21 protein-coding genes and 1 tRNA gene are annotated in these 24,651 nt (G+C 43.7%); 10 read left to right on the top strand and 12 right to left on the bottom strand.

The features are described from left to right. Positions 1–22: 22 nt before the first annotated feature. Both tyrS and OK344_RS03875 read right to left on the bottom strand, forming a co-directional pair. Positions 23–1,318 carry a tyrosine--tRNA ligase gene (gene tyrS, locus OK344_RS03880; protein ID WP_265143533.1) on the bottom strand — a complete coding sequence of 432 codons (1,296 nt, stop codon included), beginning with the start codon at positions 1,316–1,318 and terminating at the stop codon, positions 23–25. Positions 1,319–1,418: 100 nt separating this feature from the next. Beyond that, a complete protein-coding gene (locus OK344_RS03875) occupies positions 1,419–2,867 on the bottom strand; it encodes an FAD-dependent oxidoreductase (RefSeq protein ID WP_265143532.1) in 1,449 nt (482 codons plus the stop codon). 234 nt (positions 2,868–3,101) lie between these two features. Here OK344_RS03875 and OK344_RS03870 point away from each other — a divergent pair, with 234 nt between their 5' ends. Continuing rightward, entirely contained in the window at positions 3,102–3,548 is a 447-nt protein-coding gene (locus tag OK344_RS03870) for a KTSC domain-containing protein (protein WP_265143531.1), read from the top strand. 60 nt (positions 3,549–3,608) lie between these two features. Here OK344_RS03870 and rlmF read toward each other — a convergent pair whose 3' ends face one another. Both rlmF and OK344_RS03860 read right to left on the bottom strand, forming a co-directional pair. Then, positions 3,609–4,589, bottom strand: a complete 981-nt coding sequence (gene rlmF / locus OK344_RS03865) for a 23S rRNA (adenine(1618)-N(6))-methyltransferase RlmF (RefSeq protein WP_265143530.1) — start codon at positions 4,587–4,589, stop codon at positions 3,609–3,611. A gap of 110 nt (positions 4,590–4,699) precedes the next feature. Next, entirely contained in the window at positions 4,700–6,073 is a 1,374-nt protein-coding gene (locus tag OK344_RS03860) for an alpha-amylase family glycosyl hydrolase (RefSeq protein ID WP_265143529.1), read from the bottom strand. A gap of 117 nt (positions 6,074–6,190) precedes the next feature. Here OK344_RS03860 and OK344_RS03855 point away from each other — a divergent pair, with 117 nt between their 5' ends. Next, the gene (locus OK344_RS03855; RefSeq protein ID WP_306400429.1) at positions 6,191–6,994 is read left to right on the top strand and encodes a glycosyltransferase family 32 protein; all 804 of its coding nucleotides are present in this window, start codon (positions 6,191–6,193) and stop codon (positions 6,992–6,994) included. A gap of 23 nt (positions 6,995–7,017) precedes the next feature. Here OK344_RS03855 and OK344_RS03850 read toward each other — a convergent pair whose 3' ends face one another. The 8 genes from OK344_RS03850 to OK344_RS03815 form a co-directional block, all read right to left on the bottom strand. After that, positions 7,018–8,472, bottom strand: coding sequence for a sigma 54-interacting transcriptional regulator (locus OK344_RS03850; protein WP_265143528.1), 1,455 nt, complete (start codon positions 8,470–8,472; stop codon positions 7,018–7,020). 87 nt (positions 8,473–8,559) lie between these two features. Continuing rightward, positions 8,560–9,699 carry a vWA domain-containing protein gene (locus OK344_RS03845; RefSeq protein WP_265143610.1) on the bottom strand — a complete coding sequence of 380 codons (1,140 nt, stop codon included), beginning with the start codon at positions 9,697–9,699 and terminating at the stop codon, positions 8,560–8,562. Between the two features lie 135 nt (positions 9,700–9,834). Continuing rightward, positions 9,835–10,197 (bottom strand): response regulator, encoded by a 363-nt coding sequence (locus OK344_RS03840; protein ID WP_265143527.1) that lies wholly within the window; start codon positions 10,195–10,197, stop codon positions 9,835–9,837. A gap of 14 nt (positions 10,198–10,211) precedes the next feature. Beyond that, positions 10,212–10,775 carry a chemotaxis protein CheB gene (locus OK344_RS03835; protein WP_265143526.1) on the bottom strand — a complete coding sequence of 188 codons (564 nt, stop codon included), beginning with the start codon at positions 10,773–10,775 and terminating at the stop codon, positions 10,212–10,214. Further along, positions 10,772–11,602 carry a CheR family methyltransferase gene (locus OK344_RS03830; RefSeq protein ID WP_265143525.1) on the bottom strand — a complete coding sequence of 277 codons (831 nt, stop codon included), beginning with the start codon at positions 11,600–11,602 and terminating at the stop codon, positions 10,772–10,774. The genes OK344_RS03835 and OK344_RS03830 overlap by 4 nt, the downstream gene beginning before the upstream one ends. A 1-nt stretch (position 11,603) precedes the next feature. Further along, positions 11,604–11,978 carry a response regulator gene (locus OK344_RS03825; protein ID WP_265143524.1) on the bottom strand — a complete coding sequence of 125 codons (375 nt, stop codon included), beginning with the start codon at positions 11,976–11,978 and terminating at the stop codon, positions 11,604–11,606. Positions 11,979–11,993: 15 nt separating this feature from the next. Further along, on the bottom strand, positions 11,994–15,575 hold the full coding sequence (locus OK344_RS03820; RefSeq protein WP_265143523.1) for a response regulator: 3,582 nt from the start codon (positions 15,573–15,575) through the stop codon (positions 11,994–11,996). A gap of 9 nt (positions 15,576–15,584) precedes the next feature. After that, positions 15,585–16,712, bottom strand: a complete 1,128-nt coding sequence (locus tag OK344_RS03815; protein ID WP_265143522.1) for an ATP-binding response regulator — start codon at positions 16,710–16,712, stop codon at positions 15,585–15,587. Between the two features lie 318 nt (positions 16,713–17,030). Here OK344_RS03815 and OK344_RS03810 point away from each other — a divergent pair, with 318 nt between their 5' ends. From OK344_RS03810 to uvrA, 8 genes are all read left to right on the top strand, one after another. Beyond that, entirely contained in the window at positions 17,031–17,360 is a 330-nt protein-coding gene (locus OK344_RS03810) for a single-stranded DNA-binding protein (protein ID WP_088469942.1), read from the top strand. Positions 17,361–17,436: 76 nt separating this feature from the next. Then, a complete protein-coding gene (locus OK344_RS03805; protein ID WP_265143521.1) occupies positions 17,437–17,886 on the top strand; it encodes an HRDC domain-containing protein in 450 nt (149 codons plus the stop codon). Between the two features lie 181 nt (positions 17,887–18,067). After that, positions 18,068–19,423 (top strand): histidine--tRNA ligase, encoded by a 1,356-nt coding sequence (gene hisS, locus OK344_RS03800; protein ID WP_265143520.1) that lies wholly within the window; start codon positions 18,068–18,070, stop codon positions 19,421–19,423. 132 nt (positions 19,424–19,555) lie between these two features. Next, positions 19,556–19,720: a hypothetical protein gene (locus tag OK344_RS03795; RefSeq protein ID WP_265143519.1), complete on the top strand. Its 165-nt coding sequence runs from the start codon at positions 19,556–19,558 to the stop codon at positions 19,718–19,720. 134 nt (positions 19,721–19,854) lie between these two features. Continuing rightward, positions 19,855–20,655, top strand: a complete 801-nt coding sequence (locus OK344_RS03790) for a class I SAM-dependent methyltransferase (protein ID WP_265143518.1) — start codon at positions 19,855–19,857, stop codon at positions 20,653–20,655. Between the two features lie 112 nt (positions 20,656–20,767). Continuing rightward, positions 20,768–20,841 (top strand) — tRNA-Ala (locus tag OK344_RS03785). 358 nt (positions 20,842–21,199) lie between these two features. Further along, positions 21,200–21,517 (top strand): transposase, encoded by a 318-nt coding sequence (locus tag OK344_RS03780; protein WP_265143517.1) that lies wholly within the window; start codon positions 21,200–21,202, stop codon positions 21,515–21,517. 205 nt (positions 21,518–21,722) lie between these two features. Further along, positions 21,723–24,554 carry an excinuclease ABC subunit UvrA gene (gene uvrA / locus OK344_RS03775; RefSeq protein ID WP_265143516.1) on the top strand — a complete coding sequence of 944 codons (2,832 nt, stop codon included), beginning with the start codon at positions 21,723–21,725 and terminating at the stop codon, positions 24,552–24,554. Positions 24,555–24,651 lie beyond the last annotated feature (97 nt).

The raw sequence follows: 24,651 nt of genomic DNA, 5'->3' as shown, positions 1-24,651 counted from the left end.
AAGATTCTTCCGGATTTGTGTTTTATAACGCTTTCACGATAAAGTAATTTTTCTTGCCTTTCTGCAAAAGCAGAAACTTTCCGTCGATTAAATCTTTTTCCGCAACTTCGAAAGTGTCGTTTACTTTGTCTTTGTTGATGGAAATTGCGTTGCCGGACAATTCTCTTCTGGCTTCTCCTTTTGACTTCAGAAAGCCTGATTTTTCAGAAATTAAATCGATCACATTGCTGCCAACCACTTCACTTTTGGCGATTTCCTTTTGCGGAACGCCTTCAAAAACCTCCAGGAAAGTCGCTTCATCCAGATTCACCAGATCTTCAGCCGTGGATCTTCCGAAAAGAATTTCCGAAGCCTTCACTGCTTTTTCATATTCTTCGCGGTTGTGAACCCAAATTGTCACTTCTTCAGCCAGTTTTTTCTGAAGTTTTCTTTCGTGCGGTGCGGTCTGATGTTCTGCGATAAGATTTTCAATTTCTTCCTTGCTTAAAAAAGTATAGAATTTAATGAATCTTTCAGCATCGGCGTCGGTGGAATTCACCCAGAACTGGTAAAACTTGTAAGGCGACGTTCTTTTTGGATCGAGCCAGTAATTTTCACCACTTTCAGATTTTCCAAACTTGGATCCGTCCGCTTTTGTGATCAAAGGAACAGTCAGCGCAAATGCTTCACCTTTTGCTTTTCTGCGGATCAGTTCAGTTCCGGTGGTGATATTTCCCCACTGATCTGAACCGCCCATCTGAAGTTTTACATTTTTCTCTTTATACAGGTGCAGGAAGTCGTAGCCCTGTAAAAGTTGATAGGTAAATTCAGTGAAACTCATTCCTTCTGCGCCGCCTTCACCAGTGATTCTTTTCTTCACCGATTCTTTGGCCATCATGTAGTTTACAGTGATGTTTTTGCCGATATCACGGATGAACTGAAGGAAAGAGAATTCCTTCATCCAGTCGTAATTGTTCACAAGTTCTGCGCTGTTGCTTTCAGTTCCATCAAAATTTAAGAATTTTGAAAGCTGCGTTTTCAGACATGAAACATAATGGTTCAGGGTTTCTTCATCCAGCGCGTTACGTTCAGTAGATTTTCCGGAGGGATCGCCGATCATTCCCGTGGCGCCACCCACCAACGCGATAGGTTTGTGACCGTGCTGCTGAAAATGGGCCAGAACTTTAATTGGAATCAGACTTCCGATATGCAGAGAATCCGCCGTAGGATCGAAGCCGATATACGCCGTAGTCATTTCTTTATTCAGTTGTTCATCGGTTCCGGGCATCATGTCGGCATACAGGCCGCGCCATTTCAGTTCTTCAATAAAGGGATTCATCTTCTAAAAATTTTAAGAGGCAAAGATAGGATTTTTGAAGGAAATTTTAGGGCCGGATTTTATGGGAAGTTTTCAGCCCGATTGCAAATCTGTGGAAAATTCAGCACTCTTTTCGTTTCAGGACTTTTCCCCGCGGTTCGTCGCCTTCGTACAGCGCAATTTCGGAGTGCAGAAACTCAGCCGCTGCAGCTGAATCTTTGACTTTTACCGCACTGCGTTCCAACATTTCAGCTTCAAAGGGATTCAATAAATATTCCCGAAGCCCATTTTCCCGCCAGTTGATTCCGGTACTGCATTTTTTATAGATTTCACGCGCCAGCGACAGAGCATCCAGAAGTGCCTGGTTGGCACCCTGACCTTTAAACGGACTCATCGGATGCGCGGCATCACCAATTAAAGTAACAGATCCTGCATGCACCAATGATTCTGAACTCAGTAAATCCCGGTCGTAAACGGGATAGCCGGAAATGAATCTCTCTTCAGTAGCTGCTAAAATTTCCGGAACCGGACTGTGCCAGGGTGTTCTGCGGATGGCTTCTTCTTTAAGAGCTCTGGCACCTTTTGCACTTAGGATTCTGGCTTCATCTTCAGGCATGGGAAAACTCAGCTGCCACATGACCGATTCGGCATCATAAGGCATGATGTAAATTCTTTCATTTCCGTTGGCGGTTTGAAATACCGTCGCGGAATCCAGTAAAGAATGGTGGGGGAGGCCAATCGAACTCAGCGGACAGATGCCCAGAATAACAATGCAGTCCAGATAGCGCAGCGGAGAAATCTTATCTCCAATCAAAAGACTCCGGACAGTGCTCCGGATTCCGTCGGACCCTACAATGAGATCAGCTTTTTCCACAACCATTTCGCCATTGACGAGAAAACTGAGGTTCATGCCGTTCTCTTTATTTTCCTCAAAACCGGTCAGCTGGTAGCCCCATTTAATGAAATTTGTGTTGCCAAGCTGCTCCATCAATGATGAACGCAGCGCCTGTCTGGCAATATGTACATTGGTTTTCCTGGCAGACGGTTTGTTGCTGCCTTCCAGCCATTTTCGCATTCCCCATTCGCCGACTGTTTTTCCCTCCGGCGTATGGACCAAATGTCGTGTAGATATCACACCTTTTTCCAGTTTCTGTATTCCGAATCCTTGAATTGCCTTGCTGGCCTGTTGAAGCGTAAGTCCATATCCCTGAGACCGCGCACCGAAACTCTGGTCACGTTCATAAAGCGTAAAAGGGATACCGCGGTGCAGACACGCAACCGCAAGCGCAGTTCCGCCAATTCCGCCGCCAATGATCGCAACATGAGGAAATTTTTCATGATTGGGAACTGGAAAATCTTCCGCAGGAATCAGTCCCGTTCCGGAACAGGTAGCACAGGGATAAAGATGGGCGTGCGGACGCACAGGCTCGGGAATTGCTCCATCGGATTTTTCATATTCTTCCAGGGCTTTTTCGTACCGGATTCTTACACTTTTTCGGATGCGCTGCTTTTTTTTGCCTTGCCCGGCGCATTCTGTACAAACCGTCCAGCATTGTGTTGGATGTTCCATTATGACCGGTGTTTTTTAAAGCATGGATTCGACATCTGTTCAGAAATTTCAGCAAAGATAATATTTTGCTCGCGGAAGATTTTTAATCTTATTCCACACTATCAGTTTCCTAAGTTTTTCATTAAATTTTAAAAGCCTAATTTTGCACCCCGAAATTCAGATAAGAACCTGTCGTTAAATGTAAAGCATTCCGGTAGCCATTCTTGTTAATTATAAATTGATAAAAATTCAGATATGAAAAGAATTGGCGAACACCGAAAACTGCTTGGCGTTGACAAAACCGCGACTTTAAAAGAGTTAAAAACCATTTACAGAAACACGATGAAAGACGCGCATCCTGATAAATTTGTGAATGATGAAGCAGGAAAACTCGAGGCTGAAGAGAAAAGCAAATCGGTGATTGAAGCATACCACTTTCTCGTGAGCATCAACCCGGAAACACAGGAAAAATATAGAGAGGAATATACCGAAACCACTTCCAAATCAAACATTCAGGATTTTGAGTACGAAAAACAGATTCTGAAAATTCAGCATTTGAACGGTAAAATGTTCGAATACATTGGCGTTCCAAGAAATACTTATATCAAAATGGTGAACGCTGATTCGCCAAGCCGTTTTGCAAGAAGACATATCTACGGAAATTTTGTCTACAGAAAAGCCGGCGAGGCCATGGTAGATTAATTTACAGATAAAAAAACCTCTTTTAAATCATTTAAAAGAGGTTTTTTTTTGAACTGAACTTTACTGGTTCTCTTCTTTTGCATCTGCCCAACGCTTCTCGCGCCAGTCCTGCTGTTCCTTTTTGTTCAGGAACGTCCATGCAATGATGCGGCTGGATTTGTTGCCTGTGCCTAATGGAATTGTTTTCAGGTGGAAAATATCGGCTTCTTCCAGAAGTTTATAAATTTTTTTCAGGTTCGATTCCTTCGAAACCAAAGTCGAAAACCAATAGCAGTTTTTGCTAAAATCCTTGCTTTCTGCGATCATGTTGCGGATAAAGGCAATCTCGCCACCGGGATAAATCAGTTCGTTGCTGATGCCCGCAAAATTGAGTTCAGCCGCTGCAGTCTTTTTGCCGGTAAGATTCCGAACCTTTCTTTGGGTTCCTTTTTCAGCTTCGTCGGCAGAAGAATGAAAAGGTGGATTGCACATTGTGAAATCAATTTTTTCATCAGCCTTGAGCACGCCCTCGAAAAACAGTTCTGGATTTTCCTGAAGGCGGATTTCGATATGCTCTTTTAATGACTCGTTCGAGGCTGCAATATTTTTTGCCGCTTCTACCGATTTTGGGTCGATATCGGAACCGATGAAGCTCCACCCGTATTCAGTGACTCCAATGAGCGGGTAAATGCAGCTGGCACCCACGCCCACATCCAGCGCCGTAATTTTCTCTCCGGACGGAATCCTCCCAAAATTGCTTTGGCTCAGTAAATCTGCCATATAATGCAGGTAATCTGCTCTGCCCGGAATGGGTGGACAAAGATTTTCTGAAGGGAAATCCCAGTTTTTAATGCCGTAGTAATGGTTCAGCAGGGCTTTATTCAGCAGCTTTACTGCTTCGGGATTGGCAAAATCAACGGAATCATTTCCGTATTTATTGGGTTTGATGTGTTTTGAAAGTTCGGGAACGGCAGTCTTCAGCGCTTGCACATCATAGAGGTCGCGGTTTTTGTTGCGGATATGAAGTCTGGTTTTTTCACCGGTATTTTTTTCTGTGGACATAATGCTTACGTAAAATTTGAATCGGCTAAGCTACGAAATCGACAGGCGACCTAAGAAACTTATCTTATTTTTCCTGAAAATTTAAATTTCATAACAGATAAGAAACCGTCTTATTGCGTGTGATGCAGCACTACATATTCCCAGGGCTTAAGTGAAAAAATAGTTTGGGCTTTCACTTCCTGCGGTTTTCCGGTGAAAAGATTGGTGTACATTCCCGTATCAAAATGGGTATCGAAGTTCACCTTCACCGGATCTTTGCTTAGATTAAAGAAAGCCAGAACTTTGTTGCCATTTTTCTCCCGCACAAAAGAAATAACCTGATCCATTTTATCGTTCATAATTCTCACCATTTCGCCGCCATGCATTCCGTTCCAGAGCGCCTGATTTTGATGCTTCAGGTTAAAAAGGGTAGTGTAGAGCACTTCGTTTTCGTGTTTTTTCCACTCTATAGGGTCGCGGTCGAAAAACTTCAGAGAGCGGTCCAGACCCGCTTCCTGACCGCTGTACACGAGCGGCATCCCGTCCATGAGCGCAGTGAACACAATTGCAGCTTTCAGCGCGGGCCCGAAATTGCTGTACTGGTTCCCCTCCCACGAATTTTTGTCGTGATTGTCAATGAAATTCATTCTAATTCCCTCCTTCGGGAAAATGGAAACATGTTCTGCAATATATGCTTCACCCAGCGTTTTTACACTTTTGTTGTTAATGGCGATCTGGTGCAGGATATTCCAGAGCGTCCAGTTGTAGGTGGCATCGAAAGCTTTGCGGTGAAGTTCCTTGTCTTCTGCTTCCGCCAGCATAAATACCGGTTTTATGGTTTCGAGTTCTGCACGGGCGTTTTCCCAGAAATCAATGGGAACAAAACTCGCCACATCGCATCGGTAGCCATCGATATCATATTCTTTTACCCAGAATTTCAGGGCGTCGGTCATGTATTTTCTTAAACCCGGCTGGCTGTAATCGAAGTCTATGATGTCATCGTAATCGCGCCATGGTGTGGACTGAAATTTTCGGTTTCTTCCCCGGCTGTACCATTCGGGATGTTCGGTTGCCAGCGCGTTATCCCAACTGCTGTGGTTCGCCACCCAATCCAGGATCACGTACATTCCCTGGGCATGGATTTCCTTTACAAGGTTTCTGAAATCAGCTTCAGTTCCAAATTCGGGATTCACTTTCAGGTAATCCTTTACCGAATAGTAACTGCCCAGACTTCCCTTTCTGTTCACGATGCCAATCGGCTGTACCGGCATCAGCCAGATAATGTCAATACCCATTTTTTTAAGCCGTGGCAGTTGTTTTTCCACTGCATTAAAGCTTCCTTCGGGTGAAAACTGACGGATATTCAGTTCATAGACTGTAGCATTTTTCACCCAGTCTGGGTTCGTGAGTTCGACATATTTCTTTGGCTGGTAGCGGGAATCGGTTGGCTGTGCATTCATGGTGAGATAAAAAAAAGCTAAAAAGACGGTAATCACGTGTGTCATGATGTTGATTTTTTCAATGAATAAATGTAGTGTTTAATTCGTAACCACTGTTCATTTCCATCTTCATAAAATTTAGGTGTAGTCTTTGCTGAAACTCTTAAGTAAGATGAATCTAAAATTTATAAACTAAAATTCAAAATCTCTATGATTCCAAAAAAAATCCACTACTGCTGGTTTGGCGGACAGCCAAAAAGCGAACTAGCCGAGCATTGTCTTGCTTCCTGGAAACACATTCATCCCGATTTTGAAATTATTGAATGGAACGAAAGCAATTCCCCGCTTCAGGACAATAATTATGTGAAAGAAGCCTATGCGCAGGGCAAATGGGCCTTTGTTTCCGATTATGTGCGTTCCAAAGTCATGTATGAACACGGCGGAATTTATATGGACACCGATATGGAACTGAAACTCCCGCTCGATGAATTTCTGAACGAAAAGGCAGTATGCGGTTTCGAGGTGAAAGGCGTTCCGTATTCAGCATTTTGGATGGCCGAGCCAAAGCATCAACTGTCTAAGGATTTTATGGATTGGTACAACCGCCAGGATGGTTTTTTTGAGAGAATTAATACCGATATCTTTTCTGAAATGCTCGAGAAGGAATACGGCGCTGACCGGTACAGTGATACCATACAAAAATTGAAACACGGTGTTACTCTTTATCCCTCCGTGTATTTCTCTCAGGATTTACCCAAGAATTATGTGAGTCACCACTTCAACGGTTCATGGTTTGGCGGCGATGCGGAAAATACGCACAAAAAGATGGTGAATGTGTACGGGCTTTTGGATCGACTTATTCATTATCCCGATGCCGCAAAAGCGGTAGAAAGCATTATTGACGAGCACCGCATTATCGATGTTAAAAAATTGCTGGATTTAATTCCTAAAAATAAAATCAGGGATTATCTTTGCGAAAATCCCTGATCACGTTCTTCAGTTGTTATCAATTAATTTTTATAATATTTCCCAATTCCCGCCGAATCAAAAGTAAAATTATGATGATTTTCCAACCTGTCAAGTTTCTTACTAATGGTAAGCGCCCATAGCACGAGTTCTTTACTGAAGTTTTGGTCCTCGTGGCCAAGTTGATCGGCGTACTCCTTAACAAATTCAGTTAGTGGTTTTATGCTTTCAAGTTTGTTATAAAACTCTTCATCAGTATCGGTGTAATTCAGTTCTACTGTATTTTGGTTGAACCACTGAATCAAATCCGTGTACGGAGTTTTAAAGCCTTCTTTTTCCAGTTTCGGGATGCGCGGGAAAAGCTGTTCAAACTGAACCATCACCGCCTGATCGATCAGCAGTTTCGCGACGTGGTCGGCGCCTTCCTGTTCGCCTTCGTAAACCAGTTCAATTTTTCCGGTGATCGAAGGAATGATAGACATGAAATCCAGAAGTCTTACAGTGGTTCTCTCGACGTCCGATTCAATGAGCCGGAGTTTTGCGGCAGCCATAAGATTTTCCATCGCAGAAATTGTGAGCCGTGCACTTACGCCACTTTTCGCATCCACATATTCGCTTTCACGAGCTGCGAAGGCGACTTCTTCCAAAAGGTCTTTTGCCAACCCGGGCACCATAATCTGTGCTTTATCTTCGGCGGAAACCAGAGCTTCCTGCTCGGTAATCTGCCGCGCCAGCGCGATGGTTTTCGGGTAATGCGTGAAAATCTGGGAACCAATTCTGTCTTTCAGTGGAGTTACAATACTGCCTCGGTTTGTGTAATCTTCGGGATTGGCTGTAAACAGAAACTGTATGTCCAGCGGCATCCTGAGCTGGAAACCGCGAATCTGTACATCACCTTCCTGTAGAATGTTGAAAAGGGAAACCTGAATTCTTGCCTGCAGATCTGGTAATTCATTCAAAACAAAGATGCAGCGGTTCGCCCTTGGAATCATGCCGTAATGCAGCACCCGTTCATCAGAATAAGGTAATTTTAGCGTCGCAGCCTTAATCGGATCGATATCACCAATCAAATCTGCCACGTTTACATCCGGTGTGGCGAGTTTTTCGAAGAAGCGGTCGCTGCGGTGAACCCAGGAAACAGGAGTCTCATCGCCCATTTCGGCAATAAGATCGCGGGCCATTTTTGAGATAGGCTGAAACGGACTGTCATTAATTTCAGAGCCTTTTACAATCGGCATATATTCGTCCAGAAGGCTCACCATGCTTCTGGCAATACGGGTTTTAGCCTGCCCGCGCAACCCAAGCAAATTAATGTGGTGACCTGCGAGCAGGGCTTTCTTCAATTGCGGAATTACGGTGTCTTCATAACCCCAAAGCCCTTCAAATACAGGTTCTTTGGCTTTGATCTTCGCGATAAGGTTTGCCTGAATTTCCTGACTGATGGTTTTATGGGTATAGCCGGAATTTTTTAATTCTTTAAATGTAATATCGTTTTTCATTTCGGTTAAGTAATAATTATTGTAATGAGCGCTTTCTAATTTTTATGTTTCTGAACTTCGGTCATCCAGCATCCAGCATCCCTCCTCTCAAAGTCTTCTGATTCTGTTTCTTTCGTAATCCTCAAAAATCATTTCTCCCAAATTAGAAAGTCCGGTAAGAAATGCTTTTCCTTTATTTTGTGCGGTAAACGCCTCCACAAATTTCCGGAGGTAAGGATCCTGGGCGATCATAAAGGTGGTAATGGGTATTTTCAGTCTTCTGGCCTGTGCTGCTTTAGTCAGACATTGGGAAACAATCATCTCATCGAGACCAAAACTGTTGGTGTAGAGTTCATCGTTGGGCAGTTTAATGCAGCTCGGTTTGCCGTCGGTAATCATGAAGATCTGTTTGTTTGTATTTCGTTTTCTTCGCAGAATATCCATCGCCAGCTCAAGTCCGGCAACGGTATTTGTGTGGTACGGGCCGACGTTTAAATAAGGAAGGTCTTTTATTTTTATCGGCCAGGCTTCGTTGCCAAACACTATGATATCAATCGAATCTTTTGGGTATTTACGTTTGATGAGTTCTACCAATGCCATGGCTACTTTTTTGGCTGGTGTGATGCGGTCTTCACCGTAGAGAATCATCGAATGGCTGATGTCGATCATGAGTACAGTACTCATCTGGGCTTTGTGACGGGTTTCCTCTACCACCAAATCATCTTCAGTAAGCCTGAGGTCGGCGATGCCATTGTTGATCTGGGCATTTTTAAGGCTTTCGGTCATGTTTACCGTGTTCAGATCGTCGCCGTACTGAAAGTTCCGGGTTTCCCCGTCGCGTTCGTCACCGACGCCTACTTTTGACGTGCGGTGATTACCGATGCCGGTTTTTTTCAGTTTTCCGAAAATCTGATCGAGGGCAAATTCGCGCAAAGCCTTTTCAAGCTTGGGTGTTAAAACGTTTTTGCCCTTTCCTGTTCCGGTGTTTCCTTCTTCAGGTTCTTTTTCTTCTTTGATATAGCCACGTTTTTTCAGGTCTTCTTCGAAATCGGCCAGCGTATATTCATTGGTAAAGATGTCATATTCCTTATCGAGCATTTCGAGCCATTCAAAAGCTTCTTCAATATCGCCGGAAGTGTGGGTGAGAAGATCTTTGAAGACATCAAAAACCCGGTCGAAGTGAGAGATTTCTTCCGGCGTATGTTTTTTAAATATAAAACCGTTTAAGGAATTGGGTTCTTTTTTCATCATTATAATCTTACATTTGATCCGGAAAAGTTATGGAAATTTTGTTCCATAAATTCTTCGCTTGCATAGATATTCGAAATGACGATTATTTGTGAAAGTTAAAATTGAAAACTACATCTTCATTTCAATCTCAACTTAATCTCCGGTATATTTCTTCACTGTTTTTTCGAAGAGATCGATATCGAAAGGCTTGGCAAGAAATTCGTCTGCACCGGCTTCACTGGCCAGTGCGCTGATGTTGCTGTTCGCTGAAAAATAGATCACGGGAATGTGTTTCAGCGTTTCGTTGGCTTTGATCAACTTTGTGGCTTCAATCCCGCTGATATCCGGCAGCCAATTGTCCATGAAAATAAGGTCGGGCATATAACTGCTGATCTGTTCTTCTACACTGTTGGTGGTGGGCGAAGTTTTCACTTCCAGGCCAAGATCTTCGAGAATTTCTGTGCAAAGCTCCAGAATTTCAATATTGTCATCAAAAATAAATACTTTTTTATTCATAGGATATTCAGTGATTAAGGTAAGTTATTAATATATTCCGACATTTCGTTGGATTTCAGCACGACATCTACGTCCACATTGGCCAGTGCAGCTTCGGGCATAAAGCTTACCACCGCTGTCGCCGGGTCCTGCACAAGGGCCATGCCTCCAAATTCCTTCACAATTTTCAGTCCTGCGGTTCCATCACTGTTAGCTCCCGAAAGCAAAAGACAAACAAGGTTTTCTTTAAATACTTCCGCAGCACTTTCGAACGTGACATCAATCGAGGGCCGTGAAAAGTTTACTTTTTCCGAGGCATCCAGAGAAAAAGTGTGGTCATTTTCAATGAGCAGATGGTAATTGGGTGGCGCAATGTAAAGCGTTGCGGGCAGCATCACTTCTTTTTCTTCCACTTCTTTCACCTTCATTTCGGTTTTTGCAGCCAGCAGATTGGTTAAAATATCGTCTTTTCCGGGTTTGCGGTGCAACACCAGAATTATGGGAAAACGAAGTGCAGGGTTCAGTCCCGGAAGCAATTTCAGGATGACCTCCAGGCTGCCGGCTGATCCGCCAATAAGCAATGCTTCACAGTGTTTCATAATTCATGGATTTTGCGCCAGATTTTTTCACCTTTCAACCGTTCAAAGTTTTTGGCAACGCTGGAGAAGTCCAGTGTTTCCTTGGTGCCTAAAGCCAGGTAACCGAATTTTTCCAGACTGTTATTAAAGAGTTCGAAAACTTTATTCTGCAGGGGCCGGTCGAAATAGATGAGGACATTTCTGCAGAGGATCAGCTGAAACTCATTGAAGGAATTATCGGTCACGAGGTTATGGGTCGAAAAAATAATCTTTGATTTCAGTTCATCTTTAAGTTTCCCCAAAGAATAATTTGCGGTATAATAATCAATGAAGTGTTCGCTTCCGCCTGCTGCGATGTAATTTTCGGTGTAGAGTTTTATTTTATTGAGCGGAATCATCGCCTGGTTAGCATTGGCTACAACCTCGCTGTTAATGTCGGTGGCGTAAATCAGGGATTTGTGCAGCAGATTGAGTTCTTTTAAGAAAATCGCTACCGAATACGCTTCTTCTCCGGTACTGCAGCCTGCGACCCAAATTCGGATAAACGGATAGGTGCCGAGTCGGGGTAAAATTTCGTTTCTCAAGGTTTTATAAAAAGCCGGATCGCGGAACATTTCCGTTACATTAATCGTGATTTCCTCAAGAAAACGTTTGAAATAGCCGGGCTCGGTCCTTATTTTGTACCGGTATTCGGCAAAACTCACGAATTTATCCATTTCATAAAGCCTCAGAATTCTGCGTTTTAGGGAAGCTCTGGAATAGCCTGTAAAATCGTAGCCATACACTTCCAGCACATCCGAAAGCAGAATTTCTATGAGTTCATCGCTATGTTCTGTTGATTTCAACACTTCAGTCAATTAGTTTATTCAGTAGTACAAGCAGTTCTTCTACATTTACGGGTTTGCTGATATAGCCGTCGGCACCTGCCTCCAGGCATTTCTCGCGGTCACCGGTCATGGCCTGTGCGGTAATGGCGATTACAGGTATGTTCTTCAGGGCGGTATCGTTTTTCATTTTGCCGATGGCTTCATAACCGTCCATTTCAGGCATCATCATGTCCATGAGTACAGCCCCGATATTTTTGTTTTCCTCCAGTAGTTCCAGTCCCTTCACTGCACTTAACGCGGAAAGACAATGGTATTTTTTAGCTTTGAGTACTGCGGTGAGCGCGAAGATATTTCGGCTGTCGTCGTCGATGATAAGGATTTCCTTTTCGGTATTCATTATAATAAGGAATTTTTAAATTTTATCGTAAAGCCAAACCCGGAGAAGGGAAATCAGCTGATCGATATCTACAGGTTTCGAAATATAATCTGATGCACCTACGGCGATGCATTTCTCACGGTCGCCCATCATTGCTTTTGAGGTTACCGCCAACACCGGCAGGTTTTTAAACTCAGGCATGGTGCGGATTTCGCGGATGCTTTCGTAGCCGTCCATTTCAGGCATCATCATGTCCATCAGCACCACATCGATGGATGGGTCTTTCTTCAGTGTATTCAGTGCTTCTTTCCCATCCATCGCAGGAATCACTTTCATACCGTGAAGTTCCAGGGCTTTGGTGAGCGAAAAGATATTCCTTACATCATCATCTGCAATCAGTACGGTTTTGTCTTTCAGAATATTGCGAAGTTCTCCCAAATTTTCGAAGCCGCCGCTATTTTGTTTGTTCTTTTTCGTTTTTTCTTCCACCAAATGTAGGAACAGACCGGCTTCATCTAAAATACGCTGATAAGAATATGCGGTTTTAACCACAATGGAATCTGCATATTTTTTAATCCTTTTTTCCTCTCCCTGTGAAAGGTTTTTTCCGGTGAATACAATGATTGGAAGCTGTTCCAGACCTTTGTTCTGTTTTATGGTTTCCAGGGTTTCGTAAGCAGTTTTATCCGGTACGCCCATATCGAGGATCACACAGTCGATTTCACGGTTCTGAAGCGCGTCGATACTGTCCGAAACATTATTGGCGATATCGGTATTGATGTTATTGGCACTTAAAAAGTAGCTGAGCGCTTTGGCATGTTGCTCGTTTTCTTCTACAATCAGCACTTTTTTCGGGCCCTTGGTCAGTACGTTTTCAAGTTTTTTGAAGATTTCCTGCATCTGTTCCAGGGCAAACGGTTTATTGATGAAATCTACCGCGCCACGGAGTAAACTTTCTTGGCGGAACTTCATTGAAGACATAATATGCACCGGAATAGGTTTGGTTTCAGGATTTGATTTCAGGGCTTCCATGACTTGCCAGCCATCCATTATTGGCAACTGAATATCGAGAAGTATGGCGAGCGGTTTAAAATGCTGGGCCATTTCAATCCCTTCGTCGCCGCGCACTGCCACGAGTACTTTATAGTCTCTTTTACGCGAAAAATCTACCAGGATTTTGGCAAAAGCCGTATCGTCTTCAATTATGAGAATAACCTTATCACCATCCTGAATATTTTCGCGGTCATCGTTAACAGATTCAGGAATCCTGCTGGAGATATAGCGTTCCGGCTGTGGTTTCGTTTCCGGGATGTACACTGCGGGTTCCTGTGGAACTTCCGGTTGTAACTCCTGAACTTTTTCTGAATCTAGAGGAACAATAAGCGCAAATTCACTTCCTTTTCCTTCGGTACTCTCCAGGGTAATTTCTCCGCCAAGAAGCCTTGCCAGTTCGCGGCTGATGGAGAGTCCCAGTCCGGTACCGCCATATTTACGCTGTGTTGATCCGTCGGCCTGCTGGAAAGCCTCAAAAACAAGCCTCATCTTATCTTTAGCAATGCCAATTCCGGTGTCGATGACTTTAAAGATGACTTTCTCCTTCGATGGATCCGCTGAAACCTTCAGCGTGATGCTTCCTTCAGAAGTGAATTTAATCGCGTTGGAAAGCAGGTTTTTAAGGATCTGCTCCAGTCGGAGTTTATCGGTACGCAGCATTTGCACTGCTTCGGCATCGGTCTCAATCTTAAGTTCCAGATTTTTATCTTTCGCGAGCGGGCTGAAAAGCATCCGCATATCTCCCGTAATTTCTTTTAAAGGGACATCATTGAACTCTAAGGTCATTTTCCCTGATTCAATTTTGGAAAGATCCAGAATTTCATCAATCAGCGTAAGCAATCCCTGACCGGAGCTCTGCATCACTTCTGCATATTCTACATATTGCTCATCCAGATCTTCACTTTCAGACATCAGTTTCGAAAGCAGTAAAATGGAGTTCAGCGGGGTGCGGAGTTCGTGCGACATGTTGGCGAGGAATTCCGATTTGTATTTGGTGCTCTGTTCCAGCTCTCTGGATTTCTGCTGAATGTCTATATTCCGTTCTTCGATCAGCGCGTTCTTTTCTTCGAGGAGGCTTGTACGTTCTTCAAGCTCCTGGTTGCTCTGCAGGAGTTCTTCCTGCTGCACGCGCAGTTCTTCCTCCGAAGCCAGAAGTTTCTGCGACTGGGCCTCGAGTTCTGCATTTATGTTTTCGAGTTCTGAGTGCTGGGACTGCAGTTCCTCGGACTGTGCCTGGGTTTCTTCCAAAAGTTCCTGAAGTTTTACACGGCTCTGCGCGCTGTAGAATGCAAGACCGATATTTCCGGCAACAGAGGAAAGAAATTCGAGCTGCAGCGGAGTATATTCCTGGGTGCTGCCCAGTTCCAGTACACCTAAAGGAATGTTATATCTTGTAATCGGTACGGCCACAATGTTGCGGGGTCTGGTATTTCCGGTCGCAAAACTGATGGTGGTTTCGCGGTCCGGGATATCTTCAACAACAAGCTGCTGTCTGGACTGGAATGCCTGTCCGGCAATTCCTTCGCCGATCTGCAGAGTTCTTCTGGTGTCCCGCTCGGCGAGGGCATAGCTTCCTTCGAGATGAAGGCGGTTGTCTTCCTGCTGCACGTAGAGGGCTGCCACGTGGCTGTTGGTTTTATCAGTAATGTGGTTTAAAATATCTGCGGCAAGCACACTGATGGTTTTTTCGCCCATCATGCGGTCATTCAGTTGGGCTACCGAGGTGCTCAGCCATTCTTTTTCCTCCAGTGAGTTGAAGGAGGTCTGAAGCGATTTGGCCATACGGTTTAGCGGGTCGGCCACGTTCCCCAGGCTTTGCTGCGCGTTGTCGTCTGAAAGAATATCGTAATCACCGTTCGAGATCTGTGCGGTTACTTTCTCGATTGCGATCAGACGGTTTACGGTCTCTTTATTTTTTTCTTCGAGTTCGTTGGTCAGTTTGTTTTTCTCATTGAAATCCTGAAGCACTTTACGGAAGAATACCAGCGTAATGAGAATGGCGAGCAGTGCGGAAGCAATGATGAGGAAAGGGGTGTACGCAGCAAATGTATTCATGGTATCGGTACGTTCCTGCAGAAGCCTTTCTTCTTCAGTCTGCATGGCACCTACCGTAGCGCGGATGGCATCCATGTATTTTTTTCCCGATAGCAGTTGTTCCGTTGTTACTTCCATATCACGTATCCTGTTAAGTTCCAGGTTTTTGTCCAGGATCATAATCCGTGATTCGATATTTGCTTTTAAATTTTCCAGATTTTGAGTCTGTACCGGGGATGGGGTAATCTCGCTGCTCAGTTCCGCAAGCGCCTGCGCAATTTTAGCCTTGCCGTTATTATAAGGAGTAAGAAAAGCTTCGTCGCCGGAAAGAAGATACCCGCGCTGGCCGGTTTCCGCATCTTTCAAAAGAGAAAAAACGTTATTCAGGTTTTTTATGGTCTCGTTACTTTCTTTTACCATTTTTGAACTCTCGATCAGGTTTTTTATGCTGATAAAAGAGGCCGTGGAGCTTAGCAGCAACACCAACATTGATAAGCCGAGTCCGTAAAGAAGATTGTTTTTAAAATTCATACGCTTAAATTATGGTTTAGCATCCATTTCAGGATGCAGGGGGATGGTAAAATAAAATTCAGATCCTTCGTCTGGCTCACTGTTCACACCAATTTTTCCCTCATGTCTTTCGATAATTTCCTGGCAAATGTAGAGCCCAATGCCCAATCCCTGGTACCTTTCGGAGGTTTCCTCTACCCTGTAAAATTTATCGAAAATCTGCGGTTGGTGTTCCTTTGCCATTCCAATGCCAAAATCTCTTACCGAGAAATAAATTTCATCTCCACGTCGTTCTGCTGTGAGGTGAACTTCGTCGCTGTCGGGCGCATATTTAATCGCGTTGGTCATAAAATTAATGATGACCTGCTCAATCCGCATTTCGTCACCAAAAATTTCAGTATCGATACCTCCTTTTTTAATGAACTTCACTTTGGGATTGGCCTGCTGCATGATCTCCACAATATGATCCAGAATCTTATCGAAATTGAAGTACTTTTTATTGAATTTGAGTTTGCCGCTTTCAATTTTAGAGATATCGAGTAGGTCTGCAACAAGGAGGTTCAGTTTTTCAACCTGATTCTGTACTTTGTGCAGGCGGATTCTGGTAGTTTCCAGATCTTCTTTGTCAAGGCTCCGTTCCAGCAGCTGAATATATCCTTTAATACTGGTCATCGGTGTTTTCAGTTCGTGGCTGGCGATACTGATGAACTCATCTTTTTTTCTTTCGGCTTCTTTACGGAATTCGATTTCCTCCAGGAGCTTGGTCTGCATTTCGTTCAGGGCGCGGCTCTGTTCGTAGATGCGGTAAAAGGTTTTCACTTTCAGCAACAGAATATTCATGTCAACCGGTTTGCTGATATAATCCAAACCTCCGGAGGAGTATCCGCGGGTAATTAAATTTACATTGGCAATCGCTGCAGAAAGAAAAATAATAGCTGTTTCTTTGGCCTTACTGTAGCCGGAAATGGCTTCTGCCACCTCAAAACCGTCCATTTCTGGCATCTGCACATCCAGAATGATAAGGACATAGGATTTTTTAAGGATTTTTTTCAGTGCTTCTTCCCCTGATGAAGCGGTATCTACCTCGAAGCCGTTTACTTCAAGTACTTTTTTAAGGGAAATTATATTCTCCGGAGCATCGTCAACAATCAGGATCATTTTGTTACTGGTTTAATTACAAAAGTTGACAAATATAATGTTTTTGAAATTTAAATGTATTAAAAGTTCATCCATACAGCCTTAAATGCTGCAGCTGGTAAGCGGAGAGGTTAATATCTCAATGTTGACGCAAGAGTCAGCTACTATTGTTATTTTTATTTATTTGAAAATCAATGATATATCCGTTGCAAACGACTGTAAACGGTAATAAACAATTCTTTACCGGCTATATTTTGAGGCCCGTTGAATCTTTGCATCAGAGATTCGGGTAAAACAGTGAGACCCGTTTCTGATGTTTAATTATAAAATTTTAAAGCCATGTCACTAAGAAACAGAGTTACCTTAATTGGTAGAACAGGAAAAGACGTTGAATTTGTAAAATTCGAAAACGGAAGAATTGGTAAAGTAAGTCTCGCAACCAGCGATTTTTACACCAACGCACTCGGCGAAAAAGTGGAAGAAACCCAATGGCACAATTTGGTGTTTTTCGGAAAAACAGTAGATATCGTCGAAAAATATGTAGAAAAAGGAAAGGAAATCGCAGTAGAAGGCAAAATCGTGTACAGAAGCTGGGACGACAAAGAAGGAATAAAACATTATATCACCGAAATCCGGGTGGAAGAACTCGTACTGCTGGGCGGTAAATAAATTTGCGCTTCCTCAGAGGACCGGTTTTCCGGATTAACTTTGAGGAAGCTTTTTTAATCTCAAAAAACACAATGTCATGAAAGTTAAAGTTTTAAAAGTCCGCCTGTCTGATGATTTTATTGAGCACGACCAAAAGGTACTCGACCGTTTTCTGGGGGAAAATAATGTCCTGCAATTCGAATCAGCCTTTGTGAAAGACGATGAAGGTTACTGGTCGGTGATTCTCTATTATGAAGAACTGAAAATGACCGTCAATGATTCCAAAACGCCCAAATATTCGGCAGAAAATGATGCCGAACTGAATGCTGACGAAATTAAAATCCTCGATTCGCTGAAACTCTGGCGTACCGAAAAAGCCAAAGACCAAAATCTCCCGGTGTATTTTATTGCCACCAATAAAGAGCTGCTTTCCATCGCCAAATACAAACCGGTAAAAAAAGAGGAACTGCTCGATATCAAAGGTTTTGGCAAGCACAAGATCGAAAATTACGGCGAAGAAATTATTGAAATTTTAGAATCGGTCTAGGGTAATAATCTTGTTTTAGTTTGCTTTAGCTCCACAAAAACACAAATTCCTATATATTTTATTAAAGCCGTTGATGGTATTCTTCGGCTTTTTGTGATGAAAAATCCTTTGCAATTCCTTATTTTTGCGACCGAAAAGCAATTCGAAATTGCTAATTAATCTTTACGTATTACAAACCAGCATGAAGCCAAGCTTAGCCAAAGGAACCCGCGATTTTACCGCAAAAGAAGTCATCAACAGACGGATGATCATCAATACCTTACAGAAAAATTTCGAACTCTTCGGGTTTCAGCCTCTGGAAACCCCGAGTTTTGAGAATCTTTCAACGTTAACCGGAAAATATGGCGAAGAAGGCGACCGATTGATTTTTAAAATCCTGAATTCAGGCGACTATGCTTCAAAAACAAAAGAAGAAGACTGGCTGGCTAAAAACTCCCAGAAACTCATTTCGCAGATCTCTGAAAAAGCCCTCCGTTACGACCTTACCGTACCTTTTGCAAGATTTGTAGCGATGAATCACGGGCATCTGGTTTTTCCCTTCAAAAGATACCAGATTCAGCCGGTTTGGAGAGCCGACCGACCGCAGAAAGGACGTTTCAGAGAGTTTTACCAGTGTGATGCCGATGTGGTGGGCAGCGAAAGCCTTTGGCAGGAAGTAGAGCTTGTGCAGCTTTATTTAAAATCATTTTCTGAACTTAAAATCCCCGTAACCATTCATCTCAACAACCGGAAAATACTTTCGGGATTAGCCGAATATGCGGGAATTTCTGATCAGCTAATCGACTTTACCGTTGCTTTGGACAAGTTGGATAAAATCGGAAAGGAAGGCGTCGTAAAGGAACTTCTGGAAAAAAATATTTCGCAGGATTCTATTGATAAACTCGATTTTCTTTTTACCCAAAATGAAGATGCATTGCAAAATGTTCTTCAGCTCAAAGAAAAATTTGCCGGAATTGAAACAGGAACTGCAGGCGTAAATGAACTGGAATTCGTGCTTACAAAATGTCTGGATTTGGGCATTTCTTCAGAAAACCTGAAGTTCGATATCACCTTGGCCAGAGGTCTCGACTATTACACCGGAGCGATCTTCGAAGTCAAGGCAAACGGTGTGGCCATGGGATCCATCGGTGGCGGCGGAAGGTATGATAACCTTACGGAAGTTTTCGGTGTAAAAAACATTCCCGGAATCGGAATTTCTTTCGGCCTCGACAGGATTTACCTCGTGATGGAAGAACTCGGAATGTTTATCGACAGTGCAGAAAGTTCGGTGAAATATCTTTTTGCCAATTACGGAGAAAAAGAGTCCGTTGCGGCTTTAAAAATCATTGCGCAGCTCCGCGGAAACGGTACCGCGGCTGAACTTTATCCCGAAGCTGCAAAACTGAAAAAACAGTTTACCTATGCCGAAAAGAAAGGAGTCCCGAATCTGGTGTTCTTCGGCGATCAGGAAATCGAAGCGGGGAATGTTACCATAAAAAACCTTCTCACCGGAGAGCAGGAAACCAGCTCTATTTCTGATTTTCTTGGGGTAAAGTAAACGCCTAAACTCTGGTGATCAGCCCCGAATCCGGCCAGGAAGCATTTATAGGATCAATAAATTTTACGGAAAATCAACACATTATTCCGCACAAAAACCTATATTTATCTCACGATCCATAAATAATTTACGATGGTTTACCTGATTCTTCCTGCGTTGCTTACGGTAGTTTATATTGCCTATCTGGTCTATCTGTTTTTCTGGAAAAGGGATATCATGCAATTCCGCGCGGTGCTGTATCCCGGGCTGGTTTTTATTTCCATGTGGGTTTTGCTGTACTATTTCGTGTTTCGTTAACTATTTATCACAATCTTAACAATGTGGTAGCTCGATGCTTTGCTTGTTTTTAATCTGGAAATAAATAACGCTTAACTTTAAAAGCTTGAAGATCCCTCCTTCGTCGGGATGATAATTTAAACCTCAACCTCATCATGAACTACCTCGAAATCAATCGCAAATCGTGGAACGCCAAAGTAGAACCTCACCTCAAATCCGACTTCTACTTCGTGGACGAGTTTCTCAAAGGCCGCAGCTCCCTGAACTCCATTGAACTGGATCTCCTTGGCGACCTCCGCGGCAAAAAGGTTCTTCATCTTCAGTGTCATTTCGGGCAGGATTCCATTTCGCTTTCCCGACTGGGCGCGAAAGTCACGGGCATCGATCTTTCCGACAAAGCCATTGAAACTGCCATAGATCTCGCCACGCAGTGCGGTACCGATACCGAATTTATTGTTTCCGATGTATATGAACTTCCGAACGTGTTGGAAGGCGAATTCGACATCGTTTACACCAGTTACGGAACCATCGGATGGCTGCCCGATCTCGACCAATGGGCGGCGGTGATTGCCCACTTCCTGAAACCCGGCGGCAAACTGGTGTTCGTGGAGTTTCATCCCGTGGTGTGGATGTATGATGACGATTTCACGCACATCAAATACTCGTATTTCAACGAAAAACCCATTATAGAGACTTACGAAGGTACCTATGCCGACCCGTCGGCCCCTCTCGTGCAGGATTACGTGATGTGGAACCACGCCACCTCAGAAGTTCTCACCAGCCTTATTGCCCACAGTCTGGAAATTAAGTCCTTCCTCGAGTACAACTGGTCGCCTTATGCCTGTTTCCGACATAACGAAGAATTTGAAAAAGGGAAATATCGGATTCCTCAGTTTGGGAGTAAGGTGCCACATGTATTTTCTCTCGTCGCCGAGAAGAAGTTTTCTCAACCTTAACCTTAACCCACTTTTCCAATAAAAAAATCCACTAGCCCTTAGGATTTATGATAAAAATTTGTATCATTGCAAATCTAAAATTTAGAATTTATAATCTAAAATTTCAGAAAATGGGGGATTAGCTCATCTGGCTAGAGCGTTAGACTGGCAGTCTAAAGGTGGTCGGTTCGATCCCGATATCCTCCACTGAATGAACCAACACTGGTAATCAGTAAGTTATGGTAATTGAATGTGATTAAAAACACATTTTTTTTACTGTTTTTTACTATTTTCATGTGTTGGTTTATTTTTTTTGTCTCTGTAAAGTGTCTGCTAATGGGTGGTTGTGCAAATTTACAGTTCTTTATTATTACTAATTTCCGTAATTTTTGTTGAAGAATCCTCATCAATTTTACTGATTCTAAAAAAAACTCCTTACACAATAGGATTATTAGTTCAAAAAAAATATGATTTAAACATCGCCACAATAAAAAATCGTATGTTATTGTAATTTTCCCCAAAAGACGGGAACATTTAAAAATATAGTTTTTACATCTGGAAGATTATGAAAGACAGTAAATTTTCGGGAGTTCAGATCATTAAGGTTTTATCTGAACAAAATCAAGGAAAAACAGTGAATGAGATTTGCCGGGAACACGGTAACAGTCAGCCTACTTTTTATAAATGGAACAGCAAATATGGCGGATTGGATGTACAGCAAATCGCTAAAAATGAAAGAACTGCAAAAAGGTATCCGAGTAGTTGGGGCTCACGCCTGATCAGATCCGGAATTTCTTCCGCAAAGAAGCTTGAAATTAAATCAGCTGAACCTTCATGCCGCAGAGTTCTTTTGTGGAAACACGCGGTGCACGGAAATATTTAATCTTGTTGATGGGAAACAGTTCTTCAGGATGACGTTGCTTAGGAGCATGCCAATTATTCAGCATGGTTTTTGGACTGCGCCTTTAGAAAAGTACGGAGGGAAATTGCGCGTTTATTTTATTTACAATTGTAAGTCTCAGTTGAGTATGCCCTAAAAATTCCGTATTTTTGCAAATCCCAAATATCCAGATACCGGGAGCTTAGAAATGAAAGATTCCAAAGAATATATTGAAGTTTACGGTGCCCGTGAACACAACCTTAAAAATATTTCCGTCAAAATCCCGCGCAACGAACTCGTGGTGATTACCGGACTTTCCGGCAGCGGAAAATCTTCCCTTGCCTTTGATACCATCTTTGCGGAAGGCCAGCGGAGGTATATCGAAACTTTTTCTGCCTACGCACGGCAGTTCCTCGGTGGCCTCGAAAGACCCGATGTCGATAAAATCGACGGTCTCTCTCCTGTAATCGCCATTGAGCAGAAAACCACCAATAAAAACCCGCGCTCCACGGTAGGTACCGTGACCGAATTATACGACTTTCTCCGGTTGCTTTTTGCCCGAGTATCCGACGCGTATTCCCTCACTTCAGGTAAAAAACTCGTCAGCTATTCCGAAGAGCAGATCATTGAGGTTATCAAGGAAAACTACAGCGGCGAGAAACTAATGCTGCTGGCACCCGTGGTACGTTCCCGTAAAGGTCATTACCATGAGCTCTTCATCCAGATGTCCAAAAAAGGCTACGGCCAGGCAAGGATCGACGGTGAACTGGTGGATATTGAAGCCGACCTGAAACTCGACCGCTATAAGACCCACGATATCGACATTGTGATCGACCGGTGGATCATCGGTGAAAACGCTTCCGAAAACAGGATGGAAAAATCCCTGCGTACCGCCATGCAGATGGGCGAGGGAACAATTGGGATTCAGATTCTTGGCAGCACAGATATCGAATATTTCTCCAAAAACTTAATGGATTCGGAGAGCGGGCATTCTCTTGCCCTCCCAGAACCGAATACCTTCTCATTCAACTCCCCCAAAGGCAGCTGCCCTTACTGTAAAGGCCTTGGGACTGTAAAAAAAGTCAATACGGATTACTTTGTTGAAAATCCTAAGCTTTCCATCAATCAGGGTGGTCTGCTTCCATTAGAGGATATTAAATCAAACAAATGGATCCTTGGCCAGATTAAAAATATCCTCGAGATCTTCGGTCTCGGGCTGGCGACTCCCTTTAACGATATTCCTGCCGAAGCCCTGGATTATATCTACCACGGCTGCCATAAGGAGTTCAGCAAAGACCTCAAATATGCAGGCATTACCAAGAAAATAAAAGTGAACTTCGATGGTCTGGTTCCCCTGATCAACGAAATGATCGAAGACAAGGAAAGCTACGATGCCATTCTTCTCGAAAGACATTTCACGACTGAAGAAGTCTGCCCAGAGTGTAAAGGTACCCGGCTTCAGCCATCAAGCCTCAGTTTCAAGATTGACGGCAAGAATATCGCCGAGATCAACGCCCTGTCTCTGCTCGATCTGAAAGACTGGCTCGAAGCAGTGGAAGACAAGTTCAGTGAAAAGAATAAAGTCATTGCCCACGAGATCCTCAAAGAGATCAAGACCCGCCTTCAGTTCCTCCTCGATGTGGGGCTGGATTACCTGAGTCTGAGCAGAAGTTCGCGCACCCTGTCCGGCGGTGAATCACAGAGAATCCGTCTGGCAACGCAGATAGGGTCGCAGCTTGTGAATGTGCTTTATATCCTGGATGAACCTTCAATTGGGCTTCATCAGCGGGATAATGAAAGACTCATCAATTCGCTTAAAAATCTGCGCGATATCGGTAATTCGGTAATTGTAGTTGAACACGATAAAGACATGATTCTGGAAGCCGATGAGGTGCTGGATATTGGCCCCCGTGCAGGGAAGTTTGGCGGAGAAATTCTCTGGCAGGGGAATCCTAAAGACCTGCTGAAAGCAGATACCGTAACGGCGGATTATATGACCGGTAAGCGAAAGATTGAAATCCCTGAAACCCGCCGCGAAGGCAACGGAAAATCCATTGTCCTGAAAGGTGCCACGGGCAATAACCTGAAAAACGTCACGCTTGAAATCCCCCTGGGGAAACTCGTGGTCGTCACCGGTATTTCCGGCAGCGGAAAGTCGTCCCTCATCAACGGGACGCTGTACCCAATCCTTAACCGTCACTTCTACAGGGCGGTGCAGGAGCCTTTACCATATAAAAAGATTGAAGGAATCGAGCATATCGACAAGATCGTGGACGTGGACCAGGCGCCGATCGGGAGAACGCCACGCTCGAACCCGGCTACCTATACCGGCATGTTTACCGACATCAGGAACCTCTTCTCTGAACATCCGGAGTCGAAAATTCGCGGCTATAAACCCGGACGGTTCTCCTTTAACGTAAAAGGCGGCCGGTGCGAGACCTGCCAAGGTGGAGGTCTGAAAGTGATTGAAATGAATTTCCTTCCAGATGTGTATGTACACTGCGAGACCTGCAACGGAAAACGTTTCAACCGCGAAACCCTCGAAGTGCGTTATAAAGGGAAGTCGATCTCGGATGTGCTGGATATGACGATTGATGAAGCTACGGAGTTCTTTCAGCCCCTGCCGAAAATCTACGCCAAAGTGAAAACTTTGCAGGATGTAGGGTTGGGTTATATTACCCTCGGGCAGCAGTCGACCACGCTTTCGGGCGGGGAAGCGCAGCGGATTAAACTGGCGACGGAGTTGGCGAAAAGACAGACCGGAAATACCCTTTATATCCTGGATGAACCGACCACCGGACTCCATTTTGAAGATGTAAAAGTGCTTATGGAAGCCATCAATAAACTCGTGGATTTAGGAAACTCTTTTGTAATAATTGAGCATAATCTGGATGTCATCAAGCTTGCTGACCACATTATCGATGTTGGTATGGAAGGCGGTAACAAAGGCGGTGAAATTATCGCCAAAGGAACACCGGAGGAAGTCGCGAAATCCCGCAAGAGCCTCACCGCCAGATTCCTGAAGAGGGAACTTGAATAAAATTCAATCAACAGGTAGCGTAATATCTTTAAACCGGAGCATCAGTTCCGGTTTTTTATTTAATTTTATTCCCGCTAATCACGAGAAAAAAATTGAG

This window comes from Kaistella yananensis (assembly GCF_026107505.2).
GTDB classification, from domain to species: domain Bacteria; phylum Bacteroidota; class Bacteroidia; order Flavobacteriales; family Weeksellaceae; genus Kaistella; species Kaistella yananensis.
Note: the sequence above shows the minus strand (reverse complement) of the source record. Positions and strands in the feature narration are given on the sequence as shown.